Annotated in this window: 20 protein-coding genes; 14 read left to right on the plus strand and 6 right to left on the minus strand. The window is 64.2% G+C overall.

All coding sequences use genetic code 11. The features are described from left to right. Positions 1–62 precede the first annotated feature (62 nt). On the plus strand, positions 63–368 hold the full coding sequence (locus tag ACT4OC_RS13005; protein WP_444839401.1) for a DUF1244 domain-containing protein: 306 nt from the start codon (positions 63–65) through the stop codon (positions 366–368). Between the two features lie 194 nt (positions 369–562). Beyond that, positions 563–835: a DUF2312 domain-containing protein gene (locus tag ACT4OC_RS13010; RefSeq protein ID WP_444839402.1), complete on the plus strand. Its 273-nt coding sequence runs from the start codon at positions 563–565 to the stop codon at positions 833–835. Between the two features lie 173 nt (positions 836–1,008). On the opposite strand, the gene ACT4OC_RS13015 is transcribed toward ACT4OC_RS13010, so the two are convergent. From ACT4OC_RS13015 to ACT4OC_RS13035, 5 genes are all read right to left on the minus strand, one after another. Next, the gene (locus ACT4OC_RS13015; RefSeq protein WP_444839403.1) at positions 1,009–2,628 is read right to left on the minus strand and encodes a DUF882 domain-containing protein; all 1,620 of its coding nucleotides are present in this window, start codon (positions 2,626–2,628) and stop codon (positions 1,009–1,011) included. A 266-nt stretch (positions 2,629–2,894) separates the two neighbouring features. Further along, a complete protein-coding gene (locus tag ACT4OC_RS13020) occupies positions 2,895–5,039 on the minus strand; it encodes a L,D-transpeptidase family protein (protein WP_444839404.1) in 2,145 nt (714 codons plus the stop codon). Positions 5,040–5,376: 337 nt separating this feature from the next. Continuing rightward, complete coding sequence (locus tag ACT4OC_RS13025) at positions 5,377–6,861, minus strand: sigma-54-dependent transcriptional regulator (RefSeq protein ID WP_444839405.1); 1,485 nt, start codon at positions 6,859–6,861, stop codon at positions 5,377–5,379. 245 nt (positions 6,862–7,106) lie between these two features. Beyond that, positions 7,107–7,751 carry a TerC family protein gene (locus ACT4OC_RS13030; RefSeq protein ID WP_444839406.1) on the minus strand — a complete coding sequence of 215 codons (645 nt, stop codon included), beginning with the start codon at positions 7,749–7,751 and terminating at the stop codon, positions 7,107–7,109. A 119-nt stretch (positions 7,752–7,870) separates the two neighbouring features. Then, complete coding sequence (locus ACT4OC_RS13035) at positions 7,871–8,212, minus strand: hypothetical protein (protein ID WP_444839407.1); 342 nt, start codon at positions 8,210–8,212, stop codon at positions 7,871–7,873. Between the two features lie 97 nt (positions 8,213–8,309). Here ACT4OC_RS13035 and ACT4OC_RS13040 point away from each other — a divergent pair, with 97 nt between their 5' ends. From ACT4OC_RS13040 to ACT4OC_RS13055, 4 genes are all read left to right on the plus strand, one after another. Further along, positions 8,310–8,642: a helix-turn-helix domain-containing protein gene (locus tag ACT4OC_RS13040; RefSeq protein ID WP_444839408.1), complete on the plus strand. Its 333-nt coding sequence runs from the start codon at positions 8,310–8,312 to the stop codon at positions 8,640–8,642. Continuing rightward, on the plus strand, positions 8,639–9,082 hold the full coding sequence (locus ACT4OC_RS13045) for a hypothetical protein (RefSeq protein ID WP_444839409.1): 444 nt from the start codon (positions 8,639–8,641) through the stop codon (positions 9,080–9,082). Before ACT4OC_RS13040 ends, ACT4OC_RS13045 begins: the two co-directional genes overlap by 4 nt. Before the next feature lie 66 nt (positions 9,083–9,148). Beyond that, a complete protein-coding gene (locus ACT4OC_RS13050) occupies positions 9,149–11,011 on the plus strand; it encodes a M3 family oligoendopeptidase (RefSeq protein ID WP_444839410.1) in 1,863 nt (620 codons plus the stop codon). A gap of 45 nt (positions 11,012–11,056) precedes the next feature. Continuing rightward, on the plus strand, positions 11,057–11,644 hold the full coding sequence (locus tag ACT4OC_RS13055) for a dioxygenase family protein (protein WP_444839411.1): 588 nt from the start codon (positions 11,057–11,059) through the stop codon (positions 11,642–11,644). Positions 11,645–11,647: 3 nt separating this feature from the next. Here the strand turns inward: ACT4OC_RS13055 and ACT4OC_RS13060 are convergent, their stop codons facing one another. Further along, the gene (locus tag ACT4OC_RS13060) at positions 11,648–12,430 is read right to left on the minus strand and encodes a sterol desaturase family protein (RefSeq protein ID WP_444839412.1); all 783 of its coding nucleotides are present in this window, start codon (positions 12,428–12,430) and stop codon (positions 11,648–11,650) included. Positions 12,431–12,514: 84 nt separating this feature from the next. Between ACT4OC_RS13060 and ACT4OC_RS13065 the strand changes: the two genes are divergently transcribed. The 8 genes from ACT4OC_RS13065 (at position 12,515) to ACT4OC_RS13100 (ending at position 18,172) form a co-directional block, all read left to right on the plus strand. Further along, a complete protein-coding gene (locus tag ACT4OC_RS13065; protein ID WP_444839413.1) occupies positions 12,515–13,234 on the plus strand; it encodes a TetR/AcrR family transcriptional regulator C-terminal domain-containing protein in 720 nt (239 codons plus the stop codon). Positions 13,235–13,306: 72 nt separating this feature from the next. Further along, positions 13,307–13,531, plus strand: a complete 225-nt coding sequence (locus ACT4OC_RS13070; RefSeq protein WP_291613000.1) for an AbrB/MazE/SpoVT family DNA-binding domain-containing protein — start codon at positions 13,307–13,309, stop codon at positions 13,529–13,531. 11 nt (positions 13,532–13,542) lie between these two features. Continuing rightward, positions 13,543–13,938, plus strand: coding sequence for a type II toxin-antitoxin system death-on-curing family toxin (locus tag ACT4OC_RS13075; protein WP_444839414.1), 396 nt, complete (start codon positions 13,543–13,545; stop codon positions 13,936–13,938). Positions 13,939–14,039: 101 nt separating this feature from the next. Further along, the gene (locus ACT4OC_RS13080) at positions 14,040–14,192 is read left to right on the plus strand and encodes an aa3-type cytochrome c oxidase subunit IV (protein WP_444839415.1); all 153 of its coding nucleotides are present in this window, start codon (positions 14,040–14,042) and stop codon (positions 14,190–14,192) included. A 126-nt stretch (positions 14,193–14,318) separates the two neighbouring features. Further along, positions 14,319–15,443, plus strand: coding sequence for a Re/Si-specific NAD(P)(+) transhydrogenase subunit alpha (locus tag ACT4OC_RS13085; RefSeq protein ID WP_444839416.1), 1,125 nt, complete (start codon positions 14,319–14,321; stop codon positions 15,441–15,443). A gap of 11 nt (positions 15,444–15,454) precedes the next feature. Further along, positions 15,455–15,772: a proton-translocating transhydrogenase family protein gene (locus tag ACT4OC_RS13090; protein WP_444839417.1), complete on the plus strand. Its 318-nt coding sequence runs from the start codon at positions 15,455–15,457 to the stop codon at positions 15,770–15,772. Positions 15,773–15,908: 136 nt separating this feature from the next. After that, positions 15,909–17,306, plus strand: coding sequence for an NAD(P)(+) transhydrogenase (Re/Si-specific) subunit beta (locus ACT4OC_RS13095; protein ID WP_444839418.1), 1,398 nt, complete (start codon positions 15,909–15,911; stop codon positions 17,304–17,306). A 53-nt stretch (positions 17,307–17,359) separates the two neighbouring features. Then, complete coding sequence (locus ACT4OC_RS13100; protein WP_444839419.1) at positions 17,360–18,172, plus strand: alpha/beta hydrolase; 813 nt, start codon at positions 17,360–17,362, stop codon at positions 18,170–18,172. The last annotated feature ends 35 nt before the right edge of the window (positions 18,173–18,207 follow it).

Here is an 18,207-nt window from a genome sequence, read left to right on the forward strand (position 1 = left end):
ATATGGCAAAATCCGGGATGTTAACTATGTGATCGGGATCTTCGTTCATCGAGGCTAAACTCATGCCGCTCGACCAGGCGACCCAGACCGAACTCGAGGCCGCGGCGTTCCGCACCCTGGTGCAGCATTTGCGCGCTCGCACCGATGTCCAGAACATCGACCTGATGAATCTCGCCGGCTTCTGCCGCAATTGCCTCTCGAACTGGATGAAGGACGCCGCCGACGCCAAGGGCGTCGGCCTGTCCAAGGACGAGAGCCGCGAGGCCGTCTACGGCATGCCCTATGACGAGTGGAAGGCCAAGTACCAGGGAACGGCCACGCCGGAGCAGCTGGAGGCGATGAGGAAGGTCCATCCGCACGGCCACTAACGCTTTCTGAACGCGCAGAGCTTTTCCACGGCTCTTTTTGCCCGTGCGCGTTAGCTGTGGGTGCCCCTGTGGATGACGCGATGCTTCCTTGACGGGAGGGGCCGAAAAAATCGAGGGTCGAACCGGACAAGCGTCGTGCTTCTTCGCACGCGCCCCTCGAATTTCAACCGTCAGTTCCCCTTCAGGAGTACACGATGGCCACGCCTGCCGCCGTTCAGGAAGAAGCGCCCGCGACACGATTTGCCAAGGACCAGCTCAAGGCCATCATCGAGCGCATCGAGCGGCTGGAAGAAGAGAAGAAGACCATCTCGGACGACATCCGTGACGTCTACGCCGAGGGCAAGGGCAACGGCTTCGATGTCAAGGCGCTGCGCCAGATCGTCCGCCTGCGCAAGCAGGATCCCAACGAGCGCGCCGAAGCCGAGACGATTCTCGAAACCTACATGCAGGCGCTGGGGATGTTGTGACGTCCTCATCCTGTGAGGAGCGGCCGTCAGGCCGCGTCTCGAAGGATGGCGGCATCGGGATCGGCCTTCATGGTTCGCCCGGCGATGCGAAGCATCGTCCGGAGACGCGCTCCTCACCTTGAGGGTCTTCCAGCTATCGAGCTTCCAGAAGAGTGAAGAGCTGCCGTTGGGGCCTACCGCAGCGCCGCGGTGCGCATCACGAACGACATCGTCTCGAGCCGCGCCGTCGCCGAGCCGGTGAAGCGGTCGGTGACGAGGCCGAGCGCCGGATCGTCGGAGAAGGTCATGGCGACGATCGCCTGCGGTTTGATGAAATGCTGCCGCATCAAGGTGAGGTCGGCATCGCCGAACACGGTGACCGACATCGATGTGCTCGCGCTCGGCGCCAGCATCATCACGCGCAGCCAGATCTCGTTATTGCCTCTCGAGGCGGCGAGGCGGGCCGAGGTCGCGACCATGCCGCCATGGCCGATTCCGCTCTTGGCGACCACGGTGGTGACGTCGTTGACGGCCATCGAGTAGCGCGAAGGGGCAGCCGGACGCGTGCTGCGCGGGATCGGCGCGCTGGCGGCGACGATGTTGGCGCGGTCGACCGGCGAGGCGGCGGCCGGCGCATAGGCCATCGCCCTGTTGAAGTTGTCGGAGACGCTGGCGGTCGGCTGCGGGTCGGCCGAATTGACCGCTTTGCGGGCGTTGAGGGCGGCGATCTGGGCGGGACTGGCCTGCTGCGGGGCGGGGATGTTGTCCCAGAAGCCGCGGGCGTTGATGATGTCGGCGGGGGTCTGCGGGGCGGCGGAGCCTTGCGGCTTCGCCTCGACGGCGGCGGAAGCGGCGGGCGCAGGCTTCGGTGCGGGAACGATCTTGGCGTCGGCGGAAGCGAGCTGCAGGGTCGAAGCGGCCGGCTTTGCAGGCTTCTCGGCGTGCTTCTCCGCCTTGGCGGGCGCGGCGGCGACCACTTTGGTCTTGACCGGCTGTTCGACCTTCGCGGCGGGCGCGGGGACGCTAGCCTCGTCATCCTCGTCGCTGGCAGCGGACTTGCCCTTGAACAGGGCGGCCAGGAAGTTCGTCGCCTTGCTGGCGACCTGCGTTTCCTCGCCATTGCCGCGGCGTTCGAGTTCGGCCCTGGCGAGTTCATAGCCTTTCATCGGACCGCTGGTGGACTGATGCACGGTTCGGCCGTCCGGGAACACCTTCGACAGCTGGGCAAAGGTCATGCGCGGCCAGTGCCGGACACTGCCGGTATCGAGATGCACGAAGGGCGAGCCGGAGGTCGGATAGAACCCGACGCCGCCGCGCTGCTGGCGCAGGCCCGCGTAGCGAATCTGCTCCAGTGCAACGCCCGGAATGAAGAAGTCGATCGCGTGTCCCAGCATATGCTGGCTGTGACGGGCCACGCCGGAAGACCGGCGGCGGAGCATGGCGTTGGTGGCGGGGGAGCGGTAGGAGGAGATGATGTTGATCGGCTGCTTGCCGTCGACGTCGCGGTAGACTTCCCAGAGGATGTCGAACAGGCGACGATCCATCTCGGTCTTTTCCTGGTTGCGCCAGTCACGCAGGAAGTGGTTGAGCTGCTTCAGCGCCTCCTCGTCATAGCGCCCGTTGCGCTTGAAGGTGACGGTGAGGTCTTCGCCGGAATGGGTGTGGTGGAAGGAGAGGGTGCGGGTCTCGTTCAGCGCGGTGGCGTCGCGGACGGCTCCGGCTCCGGCCAGGAGCAACACAGCCGCAAGTCCGGCGCGGTAGCCGGAATTTGGCGAACAGAGCGGTTTGAATTGGCGCGCGAAGACAGCCAGCACTAGAAGCCCACCCAAGAGACGACCGGTCGAGAAACTCCCTCGCAACCCCGCGAAGCGAAAGAGCGTGAACGTAGTCTTAACGCGGGAGGGTTAACCAAGCGTTTACCATCCCGCCCCCAAGTCGGCTTCAACCTAACCCGCCAAGTGTGGCGAAAAAGTGCCTTGGGCCCAGCGGATGGTGGAGAATGGTTAACGTAAACGGCCCCGCTCTGGGAGCGAGGCCGTTGATTTTTCTCAGTCTTTTTGCAGCCCGGCGCGGGCTGTGATTAACGGGTAATCACCCGGCGCTGCTGCTGCGGTTGACGGCCGACCGGGGCAGGCGGCGTCGGCGGTCCGAACAGGCGCTCGAAGAAGGACGGGCCGGAATAGCCGTCGTTGAAGGCGACGTTGGACGGCAGCGAGACGTCGCGCGGCCGCGAGACGCTCGGCTGGGCGCGGGCGACCACGTTCTCGAGGTCGCGGCCGCGGCTTCCCTTCAGCAGGGCGAGCATGCTGGCATCGCGGCCATAGACGTCCTTGCGAATCTGCAGCTTGCCGGCGTCATCCACGAAAGCGGTCTGGTAGGTGATGTTGACCGGGATCGGGGTCGGGAATTTCAGGTCGACCTCGGAACGGCCGTACATGCTGCGGATCTTCTCCGGCGTGTAGCCGCCGTTCGGCAAGGTGATGTTGAGCAGCGTAGCGGCGTACTGATCCGGGTTCTGCACGCGCATGCAGCCATGGCTGAAGGCGCGCTCTTCCTTGGCGAACAGGTGCTTGTCCGGCGTGTCGTGCTGATAGACTAGGAACTTGTTCGGGAAGTTGAAGCGGATGCGGCCGAGCGCATTGGCTTCGCCCGGCGGCTGAGAAATATGGATGCTGCCGTCGCGATTGCGCTCCAGCCGCAGACCCATGCGCTGCAACACCGTCGGATCCTGCTGCAGGGCCGGCAGGTATTCGTTGTAGATGATCGACGGCGGCACGTTCCAGGTCGGGTTGACCGTGATGAACTTCATCGTCTCGGTCAGCATCGGGGTGGCGTGGCCGCCCGGCTTGCCGGTCACGACGCGCGTGGTCCAGACCTGCGAGCCGCCCTGCATCACCTTCAGCGTGAAGTCGGGGACGTTGAGGATCACATAGGCGTCGTTCAGATTGGAGGCGCCGAGCTGACGCGGCAGCCAGCGCCAGCGCTCCATGTTGACCAGAACGGTGTCGATGATCTTGTCGCGCTTCGGGCTGTTGAGCGCCTTGACGGTCTTGTCGTCGAGCACGCCGGTCGGCTTGAGGTCGGCGCTGCTCTGGAATTTGCGCACAGCCTCGGCGACCTTCGCGTCATACTTCGTATCGTCGGGGTTTTCGCCGATGCCGAGCTTGGCGCGCAGCTGCGGCACGCGCGGGTCGTCCGGGATCACCGCCGGTTGCTTCTTGGTGCCTGCCTTGTAGGCCAGCGCCGGGCCTTCGGCGATGGTGAGGACCGGACCATCGCCCTGGCCGCGCAGCTCGGCGAGCTTTGCCTTCAGCTGCTTGTAGAGCCTGTGCGGCGGGTTGTAGCTCTCGAGCGCCGCGGAGGCGTCCCTGGCGCCGGTGACATTCGCCAGCACTTCCGCCGGGTCGGTCGGATGCTCCGGATACAGGATGTCGTAGGCAACCTGCGAATAGTGCATGCGGCCGCTCTGCGCCTGGCGCGCATAGTCGAGCATGCCGGAGGTGAGCTTCAGCTCGGCTTCCGCCAGCGCCTCGGGCGTCGTCGCCGCAGTGAAATCCGGCACTGGATAGTCGGAGGCGTTGAGGCCTTCGGAGGCGGCGTCCTTCAGCCGCGCGATCACGCCCTTGGCCGTCGCGGTCAGGCTGCCGGCCGACGTCCACACCGGGGCGTATTCGCGTGCCGAATAGAATTTCTCGACCGCCTGGCGCTCGCCCTTGCGGTCGAACAGGCGCAGGGTCTTGGCCGCCAGCTGTTCGCGCAGCTTGTCGGCGACCGGCTGGTCCGCCGGCGGAACGGTGCTCGCGGCCTTGACCGGTTCAGCTGCGGGCGCGGCGGCGGTCGCAGGCGCCGGGGTTGCCGGAGCCGTCGTGGTGGCACTCTCGAGCTTCGGCGGCTCGGCGGGCTTTGCCTCGCTCGCGGGTGCGGCTGCGGTCTCGGCGGGCGCGACTTCGGCAGGCTTCGGGTCGGTGTTGGCCGTGGCGCGCGGCAGCTGGATTTGCTTCGGCGGCACCGACGCGGTTGCGTCCATCTTGAAATCGTCGGCGGTCGGCGGCGGCAGGTTGGCTGGCTGCGGCACCGGGATTGCTGCCTCGATGGCGAGTTCGGCGGCGCTGCGCGGCGCATTGGACTGGGCCAGTGCCGATGTCGCCGATACCGTGAGGAAGGTAGCCGCGACGGCCATCAATGCGCGGTCAAATCCACCACGGCCCTTCGAACTATCACGCATCGTCACACCCCCTTGGGCGATGCTGTCCCGGCAGCGGGACAGATCGAATATCGTTTGCCTTCAGCCAGCGCGGCGCGCCGGCCTCGTTCCTCGTTCAAGTCGCCACGCGCACTACGAGTCAACTCGGACGATACATGCGCCGTTCTCAAGCAGCTAGCAGAGCCCGGTGCAACTCACGACAAACTGACCTCAAACGACCCCTTTTTGTTCGGGATTGCGCGCTTTTGCCACGCTATCCGCCGTTTGTCTGTTACCTGCAAGCCACGGTCCGAGGGTTCCGGGCGGAGCGAGGGGCTCCGAAAGTGCCGCCACCGCAGCCCGCGAATTCCGAATTGTCTCAGCTCGCTTCATCCGCATTGCCGGGCTCGTTCGCAGCAGCTTCGTCGAGCTTGCGATAGAGCGTGGAGCGGCCGATCTTGAGCCGCCGCGCGACTTCCGACATCTGTCCGCGATAGTGCGAGATCGCAAACCGGATGATTTCGTTTTCGAGTTCTTCCAGCGGCCGCACGTCACCGGCGCTGGTCAGCATCGCCAGCGTGCCGGCAGCAGGTAACGGCGCGATCGGTATTTCAATACCTGAGACCATGGGCGCCGTCGAGGGAGCGAGCACCAGCGGCTCGGCGGGCTGATTGATGGCTGGCGCATGCGCTGCGCCTTGCGGGAAGTCGGAAAGGCCGAGCTGGTCGCCTTCGCTCATGACGACGGCGCGGTACACCGCGTTCTCCAGCTGGCGGATGTTGCCGGGCCAGTCGAGCTGCGAGAGATACGCCATCGCCTCGCCGCCGATGGCGGAGATCGGCCGGTTCTCCTCGGCGCAGAAGCGAGCGAGGAAATGGCGGAGCAAATGCGGAATGTCCTCGCGGCGCTGGCGCAGGGGCGGGATGGTCAGCGGCAGTACATGCAGGCGATAGAACAGGTCTTCGCGGAACTGCCCTGCCTTGACGAGGTCGAGCAGCCTTCGGTTGGTCGCCGAGACGATGCGGACGTCGACCTTGACCGGCTTGCGTCCGCCGACGGCTTCGATGGTGCCTTCCTGCAGCGCTCGCAGCAGTTTCACTTGCGCCGCCAGCGGCAATTCCCCGACTTCGTCGAGGAACAGCGTGCCGCCATGCGCCTCGAGGAACTTGCCCGTATGGCGCTCGGTCGCGCCGGTGAACGCGCCCTTCTCATGGCCGAACAGGATCGATTCCACGAGATTGTCCGGGATGGCGCCGCAATTGACGGCAACGAAGGGCTTTGCCTTGCGCTCGCCGCTGCCGTGGATGGCGCGTGCGAACAACTCCTTGCCGACGCCGGACTCGCCCTCGATCAACACGGGAATGGAGGAAGTCGCCGCCTTCTGTGCGGTGCGCAGCACGCCGGCCATCGCTTCAGAGCGGGTGACGATGTCGGAGAAAGTCAGCCGGCCCTCGCGACTATGCCGGATGCGCTGCAATTCGCCTTTCAGTGCGGAGGCATTTAGCGCGTTGCGCAGCGATACCTGCAATCGCTCGATGCCGACGGGCTTCACCACGAAATCCTGTGCGCCGGCGCGCATCGCGGAGACAACATTGTCGATGCCGCCATGGGCGGTCTGTACGATGACGGGAAGGTTCAATCCGGCTTCACGGATCTTCGCCAGCACGCCCATGCCGTCCAGGCCGGGCATCACGAGGTCGAGCACCAGGCAATCGATTCCCTGGCCATCGGGGCCGGTGAGGAGCTCGACGACGGCATCGCCGGAATCGACCACGACGGTTTCGTAGCCGCACTTCTGCACCATGTTTTCAACCAGGCGACGCGCTACGGCGTCATCGTCGGCGATCAAGATGGTGGCAGCCATTGGCACTCCCCGCACGTTACAGACTATTTGTCCCGAATCGGGGCAATGTGGACGATGCCGATTAATGCACTCTTAAGCGTTGCCGTTCGGCAAGCTCTTCGCCGCCGCCGAACAGGCAAGGGATGCGCGGCCACTGGAAAATGACCGCCGATTGCGTCGCGTTTGAGATGAACTACTACAAGGCAAAGCTGGCCGATTTTGCGGCAAGGAGCGGGGCGCCACTGGCCAGCGGGCGTGTCGCGGCCTCAGATATTGACCACCGGCCACAATTCCAGTGCGCCGCGATAGATCATGTCGAGCGCGACATACAGGATTATCAAGAGGCCGACATAGGCGACCCAGCGATGCTTTTCCAGAATGCGCGCGATGAAGTTGGCGGCAAGGCCCATCAGCGCGATCGAGAGTGCGAGGCCGAAGACCAGGACCATCGGGTGCTCGCGCGCCGCACCTGCAACGGCCAGCACGTTGTCGAGTGACATCGAGACGTCGGCGAGGGTGATCTGCCAGATTGCCTGGCCGAGTGTTTTTTGAGGTGGTGCGGCATCGACGGTGGCCGCGCGCGCGGCCGAGAGACTCTGGGGGGGCGCCCGATGTTGCTGGTGCGACGCCTGCAATTCGCGCCACATCTTCCAGCACACCCAAAGCAGGAGAAGGCCGCCCGCCAGCAGCAGTCCGATAAACTGCAGCAGTTGCACCGTGATGCCGGCGAAGCCGATGCGCAGGGCCGTGGCGGCCAATATGCCTACCAGGATGGCCTTTTTCCGCTGGTCCTCAGGCAGTCCGGCGGCGGCAAGGCCAATGACGATCGCGTTGTCGCCGGCCAGCACGAGGTCGATCATCACGACCTGGAAAAGCGCCGTCAGGGATTGTGAGGAGATCAACTCCAGCATGCGGGCCACTCCGTTTCAAAGTCCAATCCGACATCGCAGTTCAGGCGAACTGCCAGAGGGGCCCGGTCTTGGATGTGACATTCGACAAGCCGCAGCCAAGCTGCGGAAAACTGTTCCTGTTACTCAGGTTGATCGGAAACTCCGGTGAGCCTGACCAGCTGGTCCGGCTCGATCAGAACGGAAAGGACGACGCCGATGAACGTCAGCCCTCCGGCAAGCTCGAACCACATGACGCCGAATCGACCGTGCCGGCAGAGCAGCGCGATCCCGGCGGTCACCGCGGCACCCGCGAACAGCAATGTGACAACTGCGGGCGCCAGCGCCTCGATCGGCACCAAGTGCCGGATTGCGAGAGCGGCAGCCAGGGCCGCCAACAGGATGCCGGCTGTCAGCTCTTGGGCGCGGGTAGTGGCGTCGCGGCCGGTAGGCCGAACAATGTGGTCACGGTCTGCCAGTGGCATTCCTGGCCCTCTCGGCAATTGCGGAACTGATGTCGGGATGAGATTGTGCTAGGGGGCACTACCTGTCCTGACATTCAGATCAGATAGTTTAGTAATCATGAAACGAGCAAAACATCAAGATGTTCCTGCTGTACATCCGGCGGCCAAGGCTGCGCCGGAAGCCCGGGAATTGCGGAAACAGGCTGGAGATTGGCTCAAGCTGCGCAGGGCGGATGCCGGATTGTCGCAGGCCGATCTGGCCGCGCGGCTCAAGCTCAAATACTACACGTTCATTTCGCAGGTCGAGAACGGGTTCAGCCGCGTTCCCACGGAATTGATGGGGGCCTGGGCGGAGGAACTCGGCCTTGAACAGCGCGTCTTCACCAGACATCTGCTAATGTATTATGAGCCGGAGCTTTACCGGTTGCTGTTCGGAGCGGAGAGCAAATGAGCGTGGTTGCGTTCGAACGCGGACCAGACGTCAGTGTGTGGACCGAAGCGGAGCTCGACACCATCCTGACTACGCTGCACGCTGCGCTCGCGCCGGCCACCGGCCGCAGCTGGGAAACCGGCGCGACGGAGAATGGCGACGTCCAGTTCTATCTGCTGGGCCCGGGGCCGGACGAGGCGTGCGAGCTGTGTCTGTCCCGGGTCGGGCGGATGTACATTCTGGAAGACGGATTCGGCCGGCTGTTGTTCGAGCATCGCAATCTCGATCTCGTCGCCTTGCATGCAAGGGCTGCGGGGTCGTCCTCAGCGCAACTCATGGTGCGGGCGATCATACTGTGGTTCGCGATCCGGAGTACGATCCAAGAAAAATTCGATCCGATCCTCGTGGAGGGCGAAGAGTTCCTGGTCCAGGTGGCGCCTCAGCTCGCAGCTTTTGCTTGATCGCAGGATCAAGCCGACCGTTTCAATTCATTCTCCGCGTCCTCCCCGCCAATTTCGAAAGTGTCCATGACCGCGAAATCATCCGCGACATCTCGCGCCGCCAAAATGTCCCGCAAAGCCGCGGCCAGCAAGACGTCTGCAGCCAAATCGAAGACCGGCAAGCTTCCGGAGTGGAATCTCGCCGACCTCTATTCCGGCATCGATGCGTCGGAAGTCGCGCGCGACCTTGCAAGGATGGATGCCGACTGCCTCGCGTTCGAGACGGACTACAAAGGCAAGCTCGCCGAGTTTACCGCCAGGGAGGATGGCGGCCGCTGGCTCGCCGAAGCGGTCAGGCGCTATGAAGCCATCGACGATCTGGCCGGCCGGCTCGGTTCCTATGCCGGGCTCGTGCATGCCGGCGACAGCGTCGATGCCGCGATTTCCAAGTTCTATGGCGACGTCTCGGAGCGGCTGACCGCGGCCTCGACGCATCTGCTTTTCTTCGCCCTCGAGCTCAACCGCGTGGACGATGACGTGATCGAGCGCGCGATGCAGACGCCGGAACTCGGCTACTATCGGCCGTGGATCGAGGATCTGCGCAAGGACAAGCCCTATCAGCTGGAGGATCGCGTCGAGCAGCTCTTCCACGAGAAAGCCCAGAGCGGTTACGCCGCCTGGAACCGGCTGTTCGACCAGACCATCTCTGCGCTGCGCTTCAAGGTCGGGGCCAAGGAGCTCGCCATCGAGCCGACGCTGAACTTCATGCAGGACCGCGCCGGCGAGAAGCGCAAGGCGGCGGCGAATGCGCTGGCGAAAACCTTCAAGGAGAACGAGCGCACCTTTGCGCTGATCACCAACACGCTGACCAAGGACAAGGAAATTTCCGACCGCTGGCGAGGCTTCAAGGACGTCGCGGATTCCCGCCACCTCAACAACCGCGTCGAACGTGAGGTAGTGGATGCGCTGGTCGCCTCCGTGCGCACGGCCTATCCAAAGCTGTCGCACCGCTACTATCGGCTCAAGGCCGGCTGGTTCAAGAAAAGGAAGCTGCCCTATTGGGACCGCAACGCGCCGCTGCCGTTTGCGGCGACCGGCACCATCGCCTGGCCCGAGGCGCAGAAGATGGTGCTTTCAGCCTATCGCGGCTTCTCGCCCAAGATGGCCGACATCGCCGAGCGCTTCTTCACCGATCGCTGGATCGACGCGCCGGTCCGTTCCGGCAAGGCGCCGGGCGCGTTCTCGCATCCGACGACGCCCTCGGCGCACCCGTATGTGCTGATGAATTATCAGGGCAAGCCGCGCGACGTGATGACGCTGGCCCATGAGCTCGGCCATGGCGTGCACCAGGTGCTGGCGGCCAAGAACGGTGCGCTGATGGCGCCGACGCCGCTGACGCTGGCGGAGACGGCAAGCGTGTTCGGGGAGATGCTGACCTTCAAGCGGCTGCTGTCGCAGACGAAGAACACGAAGCAGCGCCAGGCCCTGCTCGCCGGCAAGGTCGAGGACATGATCAACACCGTGGTGCGGCAGATCGCGTTCTATACCTTCGAGCGCGCGGTCCACACCGAGCGCAGGAACGGCGAGCTGACCGCGCAGCGCATCGGCGAGATCTGGCTCAGCGTGCAGGGCGAGAGTCTCGGACCGGCGATCGAGATCAAGGCGGGCTACGAGAGTTTCTGGATGTACATCCCGCACTTCATCCATTCGCCGTTCTACGTCTACGCCTATGCGTTCGGCGATTGCCTGGTGAACTCGCTATACGCGGTCTACGAGAATGCATCGGAAGGGTTTGCCGAACGTTATCTCGACATGCTCGCCGCCGGCGGCACCAAGCATTATTCCGAGCTGCTGCGGCCGTTCGGGCTCGACGCCAAGGACCCGACGTTCTGGGATGGCGGGCTGTCCGTCATTGCCGGGATGATCGACGAGCTCGAAATCATGGGCTGACCGGCAAGTACCTTGTGGTGGGGGCGGCGAGAGTGGAGAAAGCTCATGATCGACACGCCAACGCGACGTACTTTTCTCGGAGCCGGAGCCTTTGCCGCGGGCTCGCTGCTCGGCATCGGCAGCGGCGCTGCGCAGGCGCCGCTCGCACCAACGCCTGCATGCCACGATGGCGACGAGCCGACCGTGGCGCAGACCGAGGGTCCGTTCTTCAAGCCGTCCTCGCCGGAGCGGATCGAACTGATCGAAGCCGGCATGGCCGGACAGCCGATCGTACTGGTCGGCTTCGTTCTCACCCGCAATTGCAAGCCGATCGCGGGCGCGCTCCTGGACTTCTGGCAGGCCGACGCCAAGGGCGAATATGACAATTCCGGCTTCCGCCTGCGCGGCCATCAATTCACCGATGCGGACGGGCGGTTCCGGCTGCGCACCGTCGTGCCCGGCAATTATGTCGGCCGCACCCGCCACATCCATGTGAAGGTGCAGCCGCGCGGCGGACGGGTGCTGACGACGCAGCTCTATTTTCCGGGCGAAGCCAAGAACCGTTCCGACGGTTTGTTCCGCAAGGAACTGTTGGTGCGCACCGCCAAGAACGAGGGTTGGCTCGCCGGCCGCTTCGATTTCGTCCTGGCCTGATCCTCAACCGGCGCGGTTGGTGTTTCGCCCGAGCGAGCCCGGCCCGGCCGCCGGCTCGTTCACGTCGACGAGACCGAGCATGGCGCCGAGGCGATCGGTGGCCGGCTTGTCGAAGCCGACGTCGCCGGCAAAGCCCTTGGGATTGCGGAAGGTGCCGAACAGCATGTCCCAGATCGGCAGGTCGCCGTAATTGTAGGCGTGCACGTCGCGCTGATGATGGATGCAATGCGCCTCGGGCCGCTGGATGACGTAGCCGAGCCACCCCGGCGTGCGCACGTTCATGTGCTGGAAGTAGCCGTAGAATGCCGCGATGTAGCCGGTCAGCGCCGCCGCCACCGGATCGAGGCCGAGGATCAGCGTGGTCGTGATCGTCGCCAGCGCGAAGAACATGATGGTCTCGAAGGGATGGAACAGCGCGGCGCCCGACATGTCGACGCGCTGCGGGCTATGATGGATCTGGTGGAATAGCCGCCACATCAGCGGGAAGGTGTGAGCGCTGCGGTGCCAGGTGTAGTTCACCAGCGAGAGCACGCCCCAGCCGAGCGCCGCGCCACCGATCACGCCGAGACTATCGAGATTGATCAGCCGATGCGCGTGCAGCCATGCTTCCGGGATCAGGAGCGGCGTCAGCGTCGCCAGCAATCCCTGCACGGTAAGGAAGACGAAGCCCTTCAGCCGCCACCACCGGATCGGCGGGAACTGCCTTGCCGGGAACAGCGCCTCGATCGCCAGCATCACGATATAGGTTACCGGCACCAGCAGCCCGAAAAAGTCGACGGCGGTCATTGGGATTCTCCAGACCTTACGGTGTAAGTCTGGACACCGGATACAGCCTTTCGGTGTAAGGTTGCAAGCGAATCGTGAGGTCGGATGATCACAAGGGTGAAAGCTACGCCCGTAGCGCGCCCCAAGGCGGCCAGGGGGCGGCCCGGGAGCCGGGCAGGGCGTTCGCTGCCGCTATCGCGGGAGCGGATTTGCGCGGCCGCCATGGCGCTGGTCGATCGGGACGGGCTGGAGGCTCTGTCGACGCGGCGCCTCGGCGAGGAGCTCGGCTGCGAGGCGATGAGCATCTACCATCACTTCCCCAACAAGGCGCATCTGATGGACGCGCTGGTCGACCTGATGTTGGCCGAAGCGCATGTTGAGCTGTTGCCGGAATGGGGCTGGCTGGAGCGTTTACGCCGCTGCGCCTACGGCTTTCGCGCCATGGCGCTGAAGCACCCGAAGTTTTTCCCGTATTTCGCGGTGCACCGGCTCAACACGCCCGCGGGCGTCGCCTTCATCGACGGCATCATCGGCGTCTTGCGCGAGGCCGGCTTTTCCGACCGCGACTCCGCCACGTATTTCCGGACGCTCGGCTACTATCTCGCCGGCGCCGCGCTGGACGAGACCGCCGGCTATGCCAAGGGGCCGTCAGCCGCCGAGCCGGTGTCGAACGAGAGGATCGCCGCCGATTTCAAGAACCTCGCCGCGGCCGCGCCGTTCTTCCTACCGGCGCATTTCCAGGCGACTTTTGAGACCGGCCTCGAAATGCTGCTGGCGGGAATCGAGCGGGCGCACGGGCGGATGGGAACGTTAGCCGGTGGGTAAAACAACTGTTGAACAGCTCTTAAGTCAATGTTATACATCTGTATAATGCTCTGCCTTGAGGGAGTTTCAGCGATGAAGATCGAGATCAAGAAGATCGGCAATTCCGATGGTCTGCTGCTTCCCCGCGAACTGATGCAGCGGCTTGATCTCAAGCGCGGCCAACAATTGCACATCACCGAGCTTCCCGGCGGCGGATTTCAGGCGCTTCCCTACGACCCCGACTTCGAGCGGACGATGGAGATCGCCGACGAACTCATGGACAAATATCGCGACACGCTCGCGGCGCTCGCCAAATGACGGTTTGTTAAATGAGCGAGCCGTCCGAGCCGCTTTGGATCACTTACGAACAAGTGATCGCGATTCACAGCCGCCAACTTCGCCGTTTTGGCGGGGCGCCCGGCTTGCGCTATGAGGGGATGCTACGTTCGGCGCTCGAGCGCCCCATCAACAAGTGGCAATACGAACAGGCCTCGCTGCCGGAGCTGGCGGCAGCCTACGCTTTTGGCCTCGCGAAAAACCACGCCTTCGTCGATGGGAACAAGCGCATTGCCTTCATGGCGATGATGACGTTTCTGATCAAGAATGGCGTTGCCTTCAGCCCGGACCCGGCGCATGCGACCCAAATCATCATGTTGCTCGCCGCCGGCGAAGTCAGCGAGGAAAGCCTCACCCGCTGGATCAGGGACAATTGGCCTTCCCAATGAACCGATAAGGCGGTGGCATATTGGCCGCGCGCCGTTGCCCTGCTGGCGGGATTGCGGTATTGGCTCGCAAGATTAGACTTTAGACCGACTGGGGACTTTCGATGGCAGACCATAGCGAAGTGGCCTACACCACCGCCGACGGCAACGACTACGAAGCGCATGAGCAGACCTATGAAGGGTTCATCATGCTGGTGAAGTACGGCACGGCCGCCGTCGTGGCGATCGTCGCCCTGATGGCGATTTTCCTGACCTGATCCGTCACCGCTGCGCCGCCTCCCTCGCGGCGCGGAGCTAAATTTTGCCCGCGTGCCGGCCGCAAATCCGGTATCCATCCCAATGGAAATAGCGCTAGCCTGCGCGTTCGCGCCAGCGGAGGCCTCATGAAGATTGCCGTTGCCAGGGAAATCGATCCGTCGGAGCCGCGGGTTGCGGCATCGCCCGACACCGTCAAGAAATTCAAGGCGCTCGGCGCGGAGGTCGCGGTCGAGCCCGGCGCGGGCGTCAAGTCGGGCCTGCCGGATTCCGAATTCACCGCGGTCGGCGCCATTGTCAGCGCCGACGCGCTTGTTGATGCCGACATCATCATCAAGGTGAAGCGGCCGGAAGCATCCGAACTTTCGCAGTACAAGCGCGGCGCGCTGGTCGTCGCGATCATGGACCCTTACGGCAATGACGCCGCGCTGAAGGCAATGGCGGATGCTGGCGTCGCCGCTTTCGCGATGGAATTGATGCCGCGCATCACGCGTGCGCAGGTGATGGACGTCTTGTCCTCGCAGGCCAACCTTGCCGGCTATCGCGCCGTCATCGAGGGCGCCGAAGCCTTCGGCCGAGCTTTCCCGATGATGATGACCTCGGCCGGCACTGTTCCGGCCGCAAAAGTGTTCGTGATGGGCGTCGGCGTCGCCGGCCTGCAGGCGATCGCGACCGCGCGGCGTCTCGGCGCCATCGTGACCGCGACCGACGTGCGGCCTGCGACGAAAGAGCAGGTGGAATCGCTTGGCGCCAAATTCCTTGCGGTCGAGGACGAGGAGTTCAAGAACGCGCAGACCGCCGGCGGCTACGCCAAGGAGATGAGCAAGGAATATCAGGCCAAGCAGGCCGCGCTCACCGCCGAGCACATCAAGAAGCAGGACATCGTGATCACCACCGCGTTGATTCCGGGCCGTCCCGCGCCGAAGCTCGTCTCCGCCGACATGGTGAAGTCGATGAAGCCGGGCTCGGTGCTGGTCGATCTGGCGGTCGAGCGCGGCGGCAATGTCGAGGGCGCCAGGCCCGGCGAAGTCGTCGAGCTCGATGGCATCAAGATCGTCGGCTACACCAACGTCGCCGGCCGCGTCGCGGCGTCGGCCTCCGGCCTCTATGCCCGCAACTTGTTCTCGTTCATCGAGACCATGATCGACAAGGCTAACAAGGCGCTTGCCGTGAACTGGGACGATGAGCTGGTGAAGGCGACCGCGCTGACCAAGGACGGCGCGGTGATCCATCCGAACTTTCAGCCGAAATAAGGAGAGCAGCCATGGATCACCTCGCGCAGGCCGTCGATCCCTTCGTGTTCCGGCTGTCGATCTTCGTGCTCGCCGTGTTCGTCGGCTATTTCGTGGTGTGGTCGGTGACCCCCGCGCTGCATACGCCGCTGATGAGCGTGACCAACGCGATCTCCTCGGTGATCGTGGTGGGCGCGCTGCTCGCGGTCGGCGTCCCCATGATCTCGAGCGGCAGCGGCTGGGCGCGCGGTTTCGGCTTCGTCGCGCTGATCTTCGCCTGCATCAATATCTTCGGCGGCTTCCTTGTCACCCAGCGCATGCTGGCGATGTACAAGAAGAAGGCCAAGTGACGACGACAATGATAGCGCTTCAAGAAATATCGTCGTCATCGCCGGACTTGATCCGGCGATCCATCCCACTTCGCAAGATTCGCCTTTCTCTGATGGATGCGCGGGTCAAGCCCGCGCATGACGGGGTGTGTGCATCATGAGCGCCAATCTTTCCGCACTTCTCTATCTGGTGGCAGGCGTGCTGTTCATCCTGTCGCTGCGCGGGCTGTCGAGCCCGGCGAGCTCGCGTCAGGGCAATCTGTTCGGCATGATCGGCATGGCGATCGCGGTCGGCACGACGCTGGCCAATCATCCGCCGGCGGATGCGCTCGCATGGATACTGGTGATCCTCGGCATCGCCATCGGCGGCGCCATTGGCGCGGTGATCGCGCGTCGCGTGCCGATGACCTCGATGCCGGAACTGGTCGCCGCCTTCCACTCGCTGGTCGGCATGGCTGCGGTGCTGGTCGCCGCCGGCGCCTTCTATGCGCCCGAGGCCTTCGACATCGGCAAGCCCGGCGCCATCCACGCCTCCAGCCTCGTTGAAATGTCGCTTGGCGTTGCCATCGGCGCGCTGACCTTCACCGGCTCGGTGATCGCGTTCCTGAAGCTTTCGGCTCGGATGAGCGGCGCGCCGATCATCCTGCCCGGCCGTCACATCATCAACATCGTGCTCGCGCTTGCGCTGGTGTTCTTCATCTACGGCCTGGTGCGCTCCGGCAGCGCGCTCGACTTCTGGCTGATCACCATCATCGCGCTGGTGCTCGGCGTGCTCATGATCATTCCGATCGGCGGCGCCGACATGCCGGTCGTGATCTCGATGCTGAACTCCTATTCCGGCTGGGCGGCGGCCGGCATCGGCTTCACGCTCGGCAATTCCGCGCTGATCATCACCGGCGCGCTGGTCGGATCAAGCGGTGCGATCCTGTCCTACATCATGTGCCACGCGATGAACCGCTCGTTCATCTCGGTGATCCTCGGCGGCTTCGGCGGCGAGACCGCGGCGGCCGGCGGCGGCAGCGGCGAACAGAAGCCCGCCAAGCTCGGCTCCGCCGACGATGCCGCCTTCATCATGAAGAACGCGCAGAAGGTCATCATCGTGCCCGGCTACGGCATGGCGGTGGCGCAGGCCCAGCACGCGCTGCGCGAAATGGGCGACCTCTTGAAGAAGGAGGGCGTCGAGGTGAAGTACGCGATTCACCCGGTCGCCGGCCGCATGCCCGGCCACATGAACGTGCTGCTCGCCGAGGCCAACGTGCCCTATGACGAGGTGTTCGAGCTCGAGGACATCAACTCCGAATTCGCGCAGGCCGACATCGCCTTCGTGATCGGCGCCAACGACGTCACCAACCCCGCGGCCGAAGAAGACAAGACCTCGCCGATCTACGGCATGCCGGTGCTGCAGGTCTGGAAGGCGGGCACCGTGATGTTCATCAAGCGCTCGCTGGCCTCGGGCTATGCCGGCATCGACAATCCGCTGTTCTACCGCGACAACACCATGATGCTGCTCGGCGACGCCAAGAAGGTCACCGAGAACGTGGTCAAGGCGATGTAGGGTAGCCAGTCGACAAGCTCCTCAAGCGCCCGCACAAGCGCTAGAACGGCGACATGACAACGGTCAAATGGCTGCTGATTGTCGTCGCCCTCGGTTATGCGGGTGGGCTCGTGGCGCTATTCCTGCTGCAGCGGGCGGTGCTGTTTCCGATTCCGCCGGGCGGGCGGATCGCGCCGGCCGCGGCTGGCTTTCCGCAGGCCGAGGAGCATCTCCTGACCACCGCCGACGGCGAAAAGATCGTCGTCTGGCACGTGCCCGCGAAACCCGGCCGTCCCGTCATCCTCTATTTTCACGGCAACGGCGATCACCTCGCCGGCTTTTTCGTTCGCTTCCGCAACATCATCGCCGACGGTACCGGCGTGATCGCGCCGGCCTATCGCGGCTATTCCGGCTCGAGCGGCAGACCGAGCGAGAAGGGGCTCTTGCTGGATGCGCAAGCAGCGTGGGCCTTTGCGGGCGCGCGCTATGCGGGCGACAAGATCGTCATCTGGGGTTTCTCGTTAGGCAGCGCGGTTGCCGTGGCGCTGGCGGCGGAGCACAGCATCGGGAAGATGATCCTGGAAGCGCCATTCAGCTCCGTGGCGGATGTCGCGGCCTCGGCGTTCCCGATCTTTCCGGTCCGCTGGCTGTTGCGGGATCCGTTCCGCTCCGACCAGCGCATTGCGCGGGTCCAGGCGCCGCTGCTGGTCATGCACGGCGAACGCGATTCCGTCATCTCGATCGCCTTCGGCGAACGCTTGTTCGAATTGGCAAACGAGCCGAAGCAGCTGGTTCGCTTTCCGGACGGCGGCCACAACGATCTCGACTATTTCGGCGCATCGGAGCGGGCGCGCCGGTTCATCGGAGCTTCCGCCGTGAACGAATGAATGCCAGGCGACCGGCCGCGTAAGGCACGATAGTC

Source organism: Bradyrhizobium sp., from assembly GCF_052389815.1.
GTDB lineage: Bacteria > Pseudomonadota > Alphaproteobacteria > Rhizobiales > Xanthobacteraceae > Bradyrhizobium.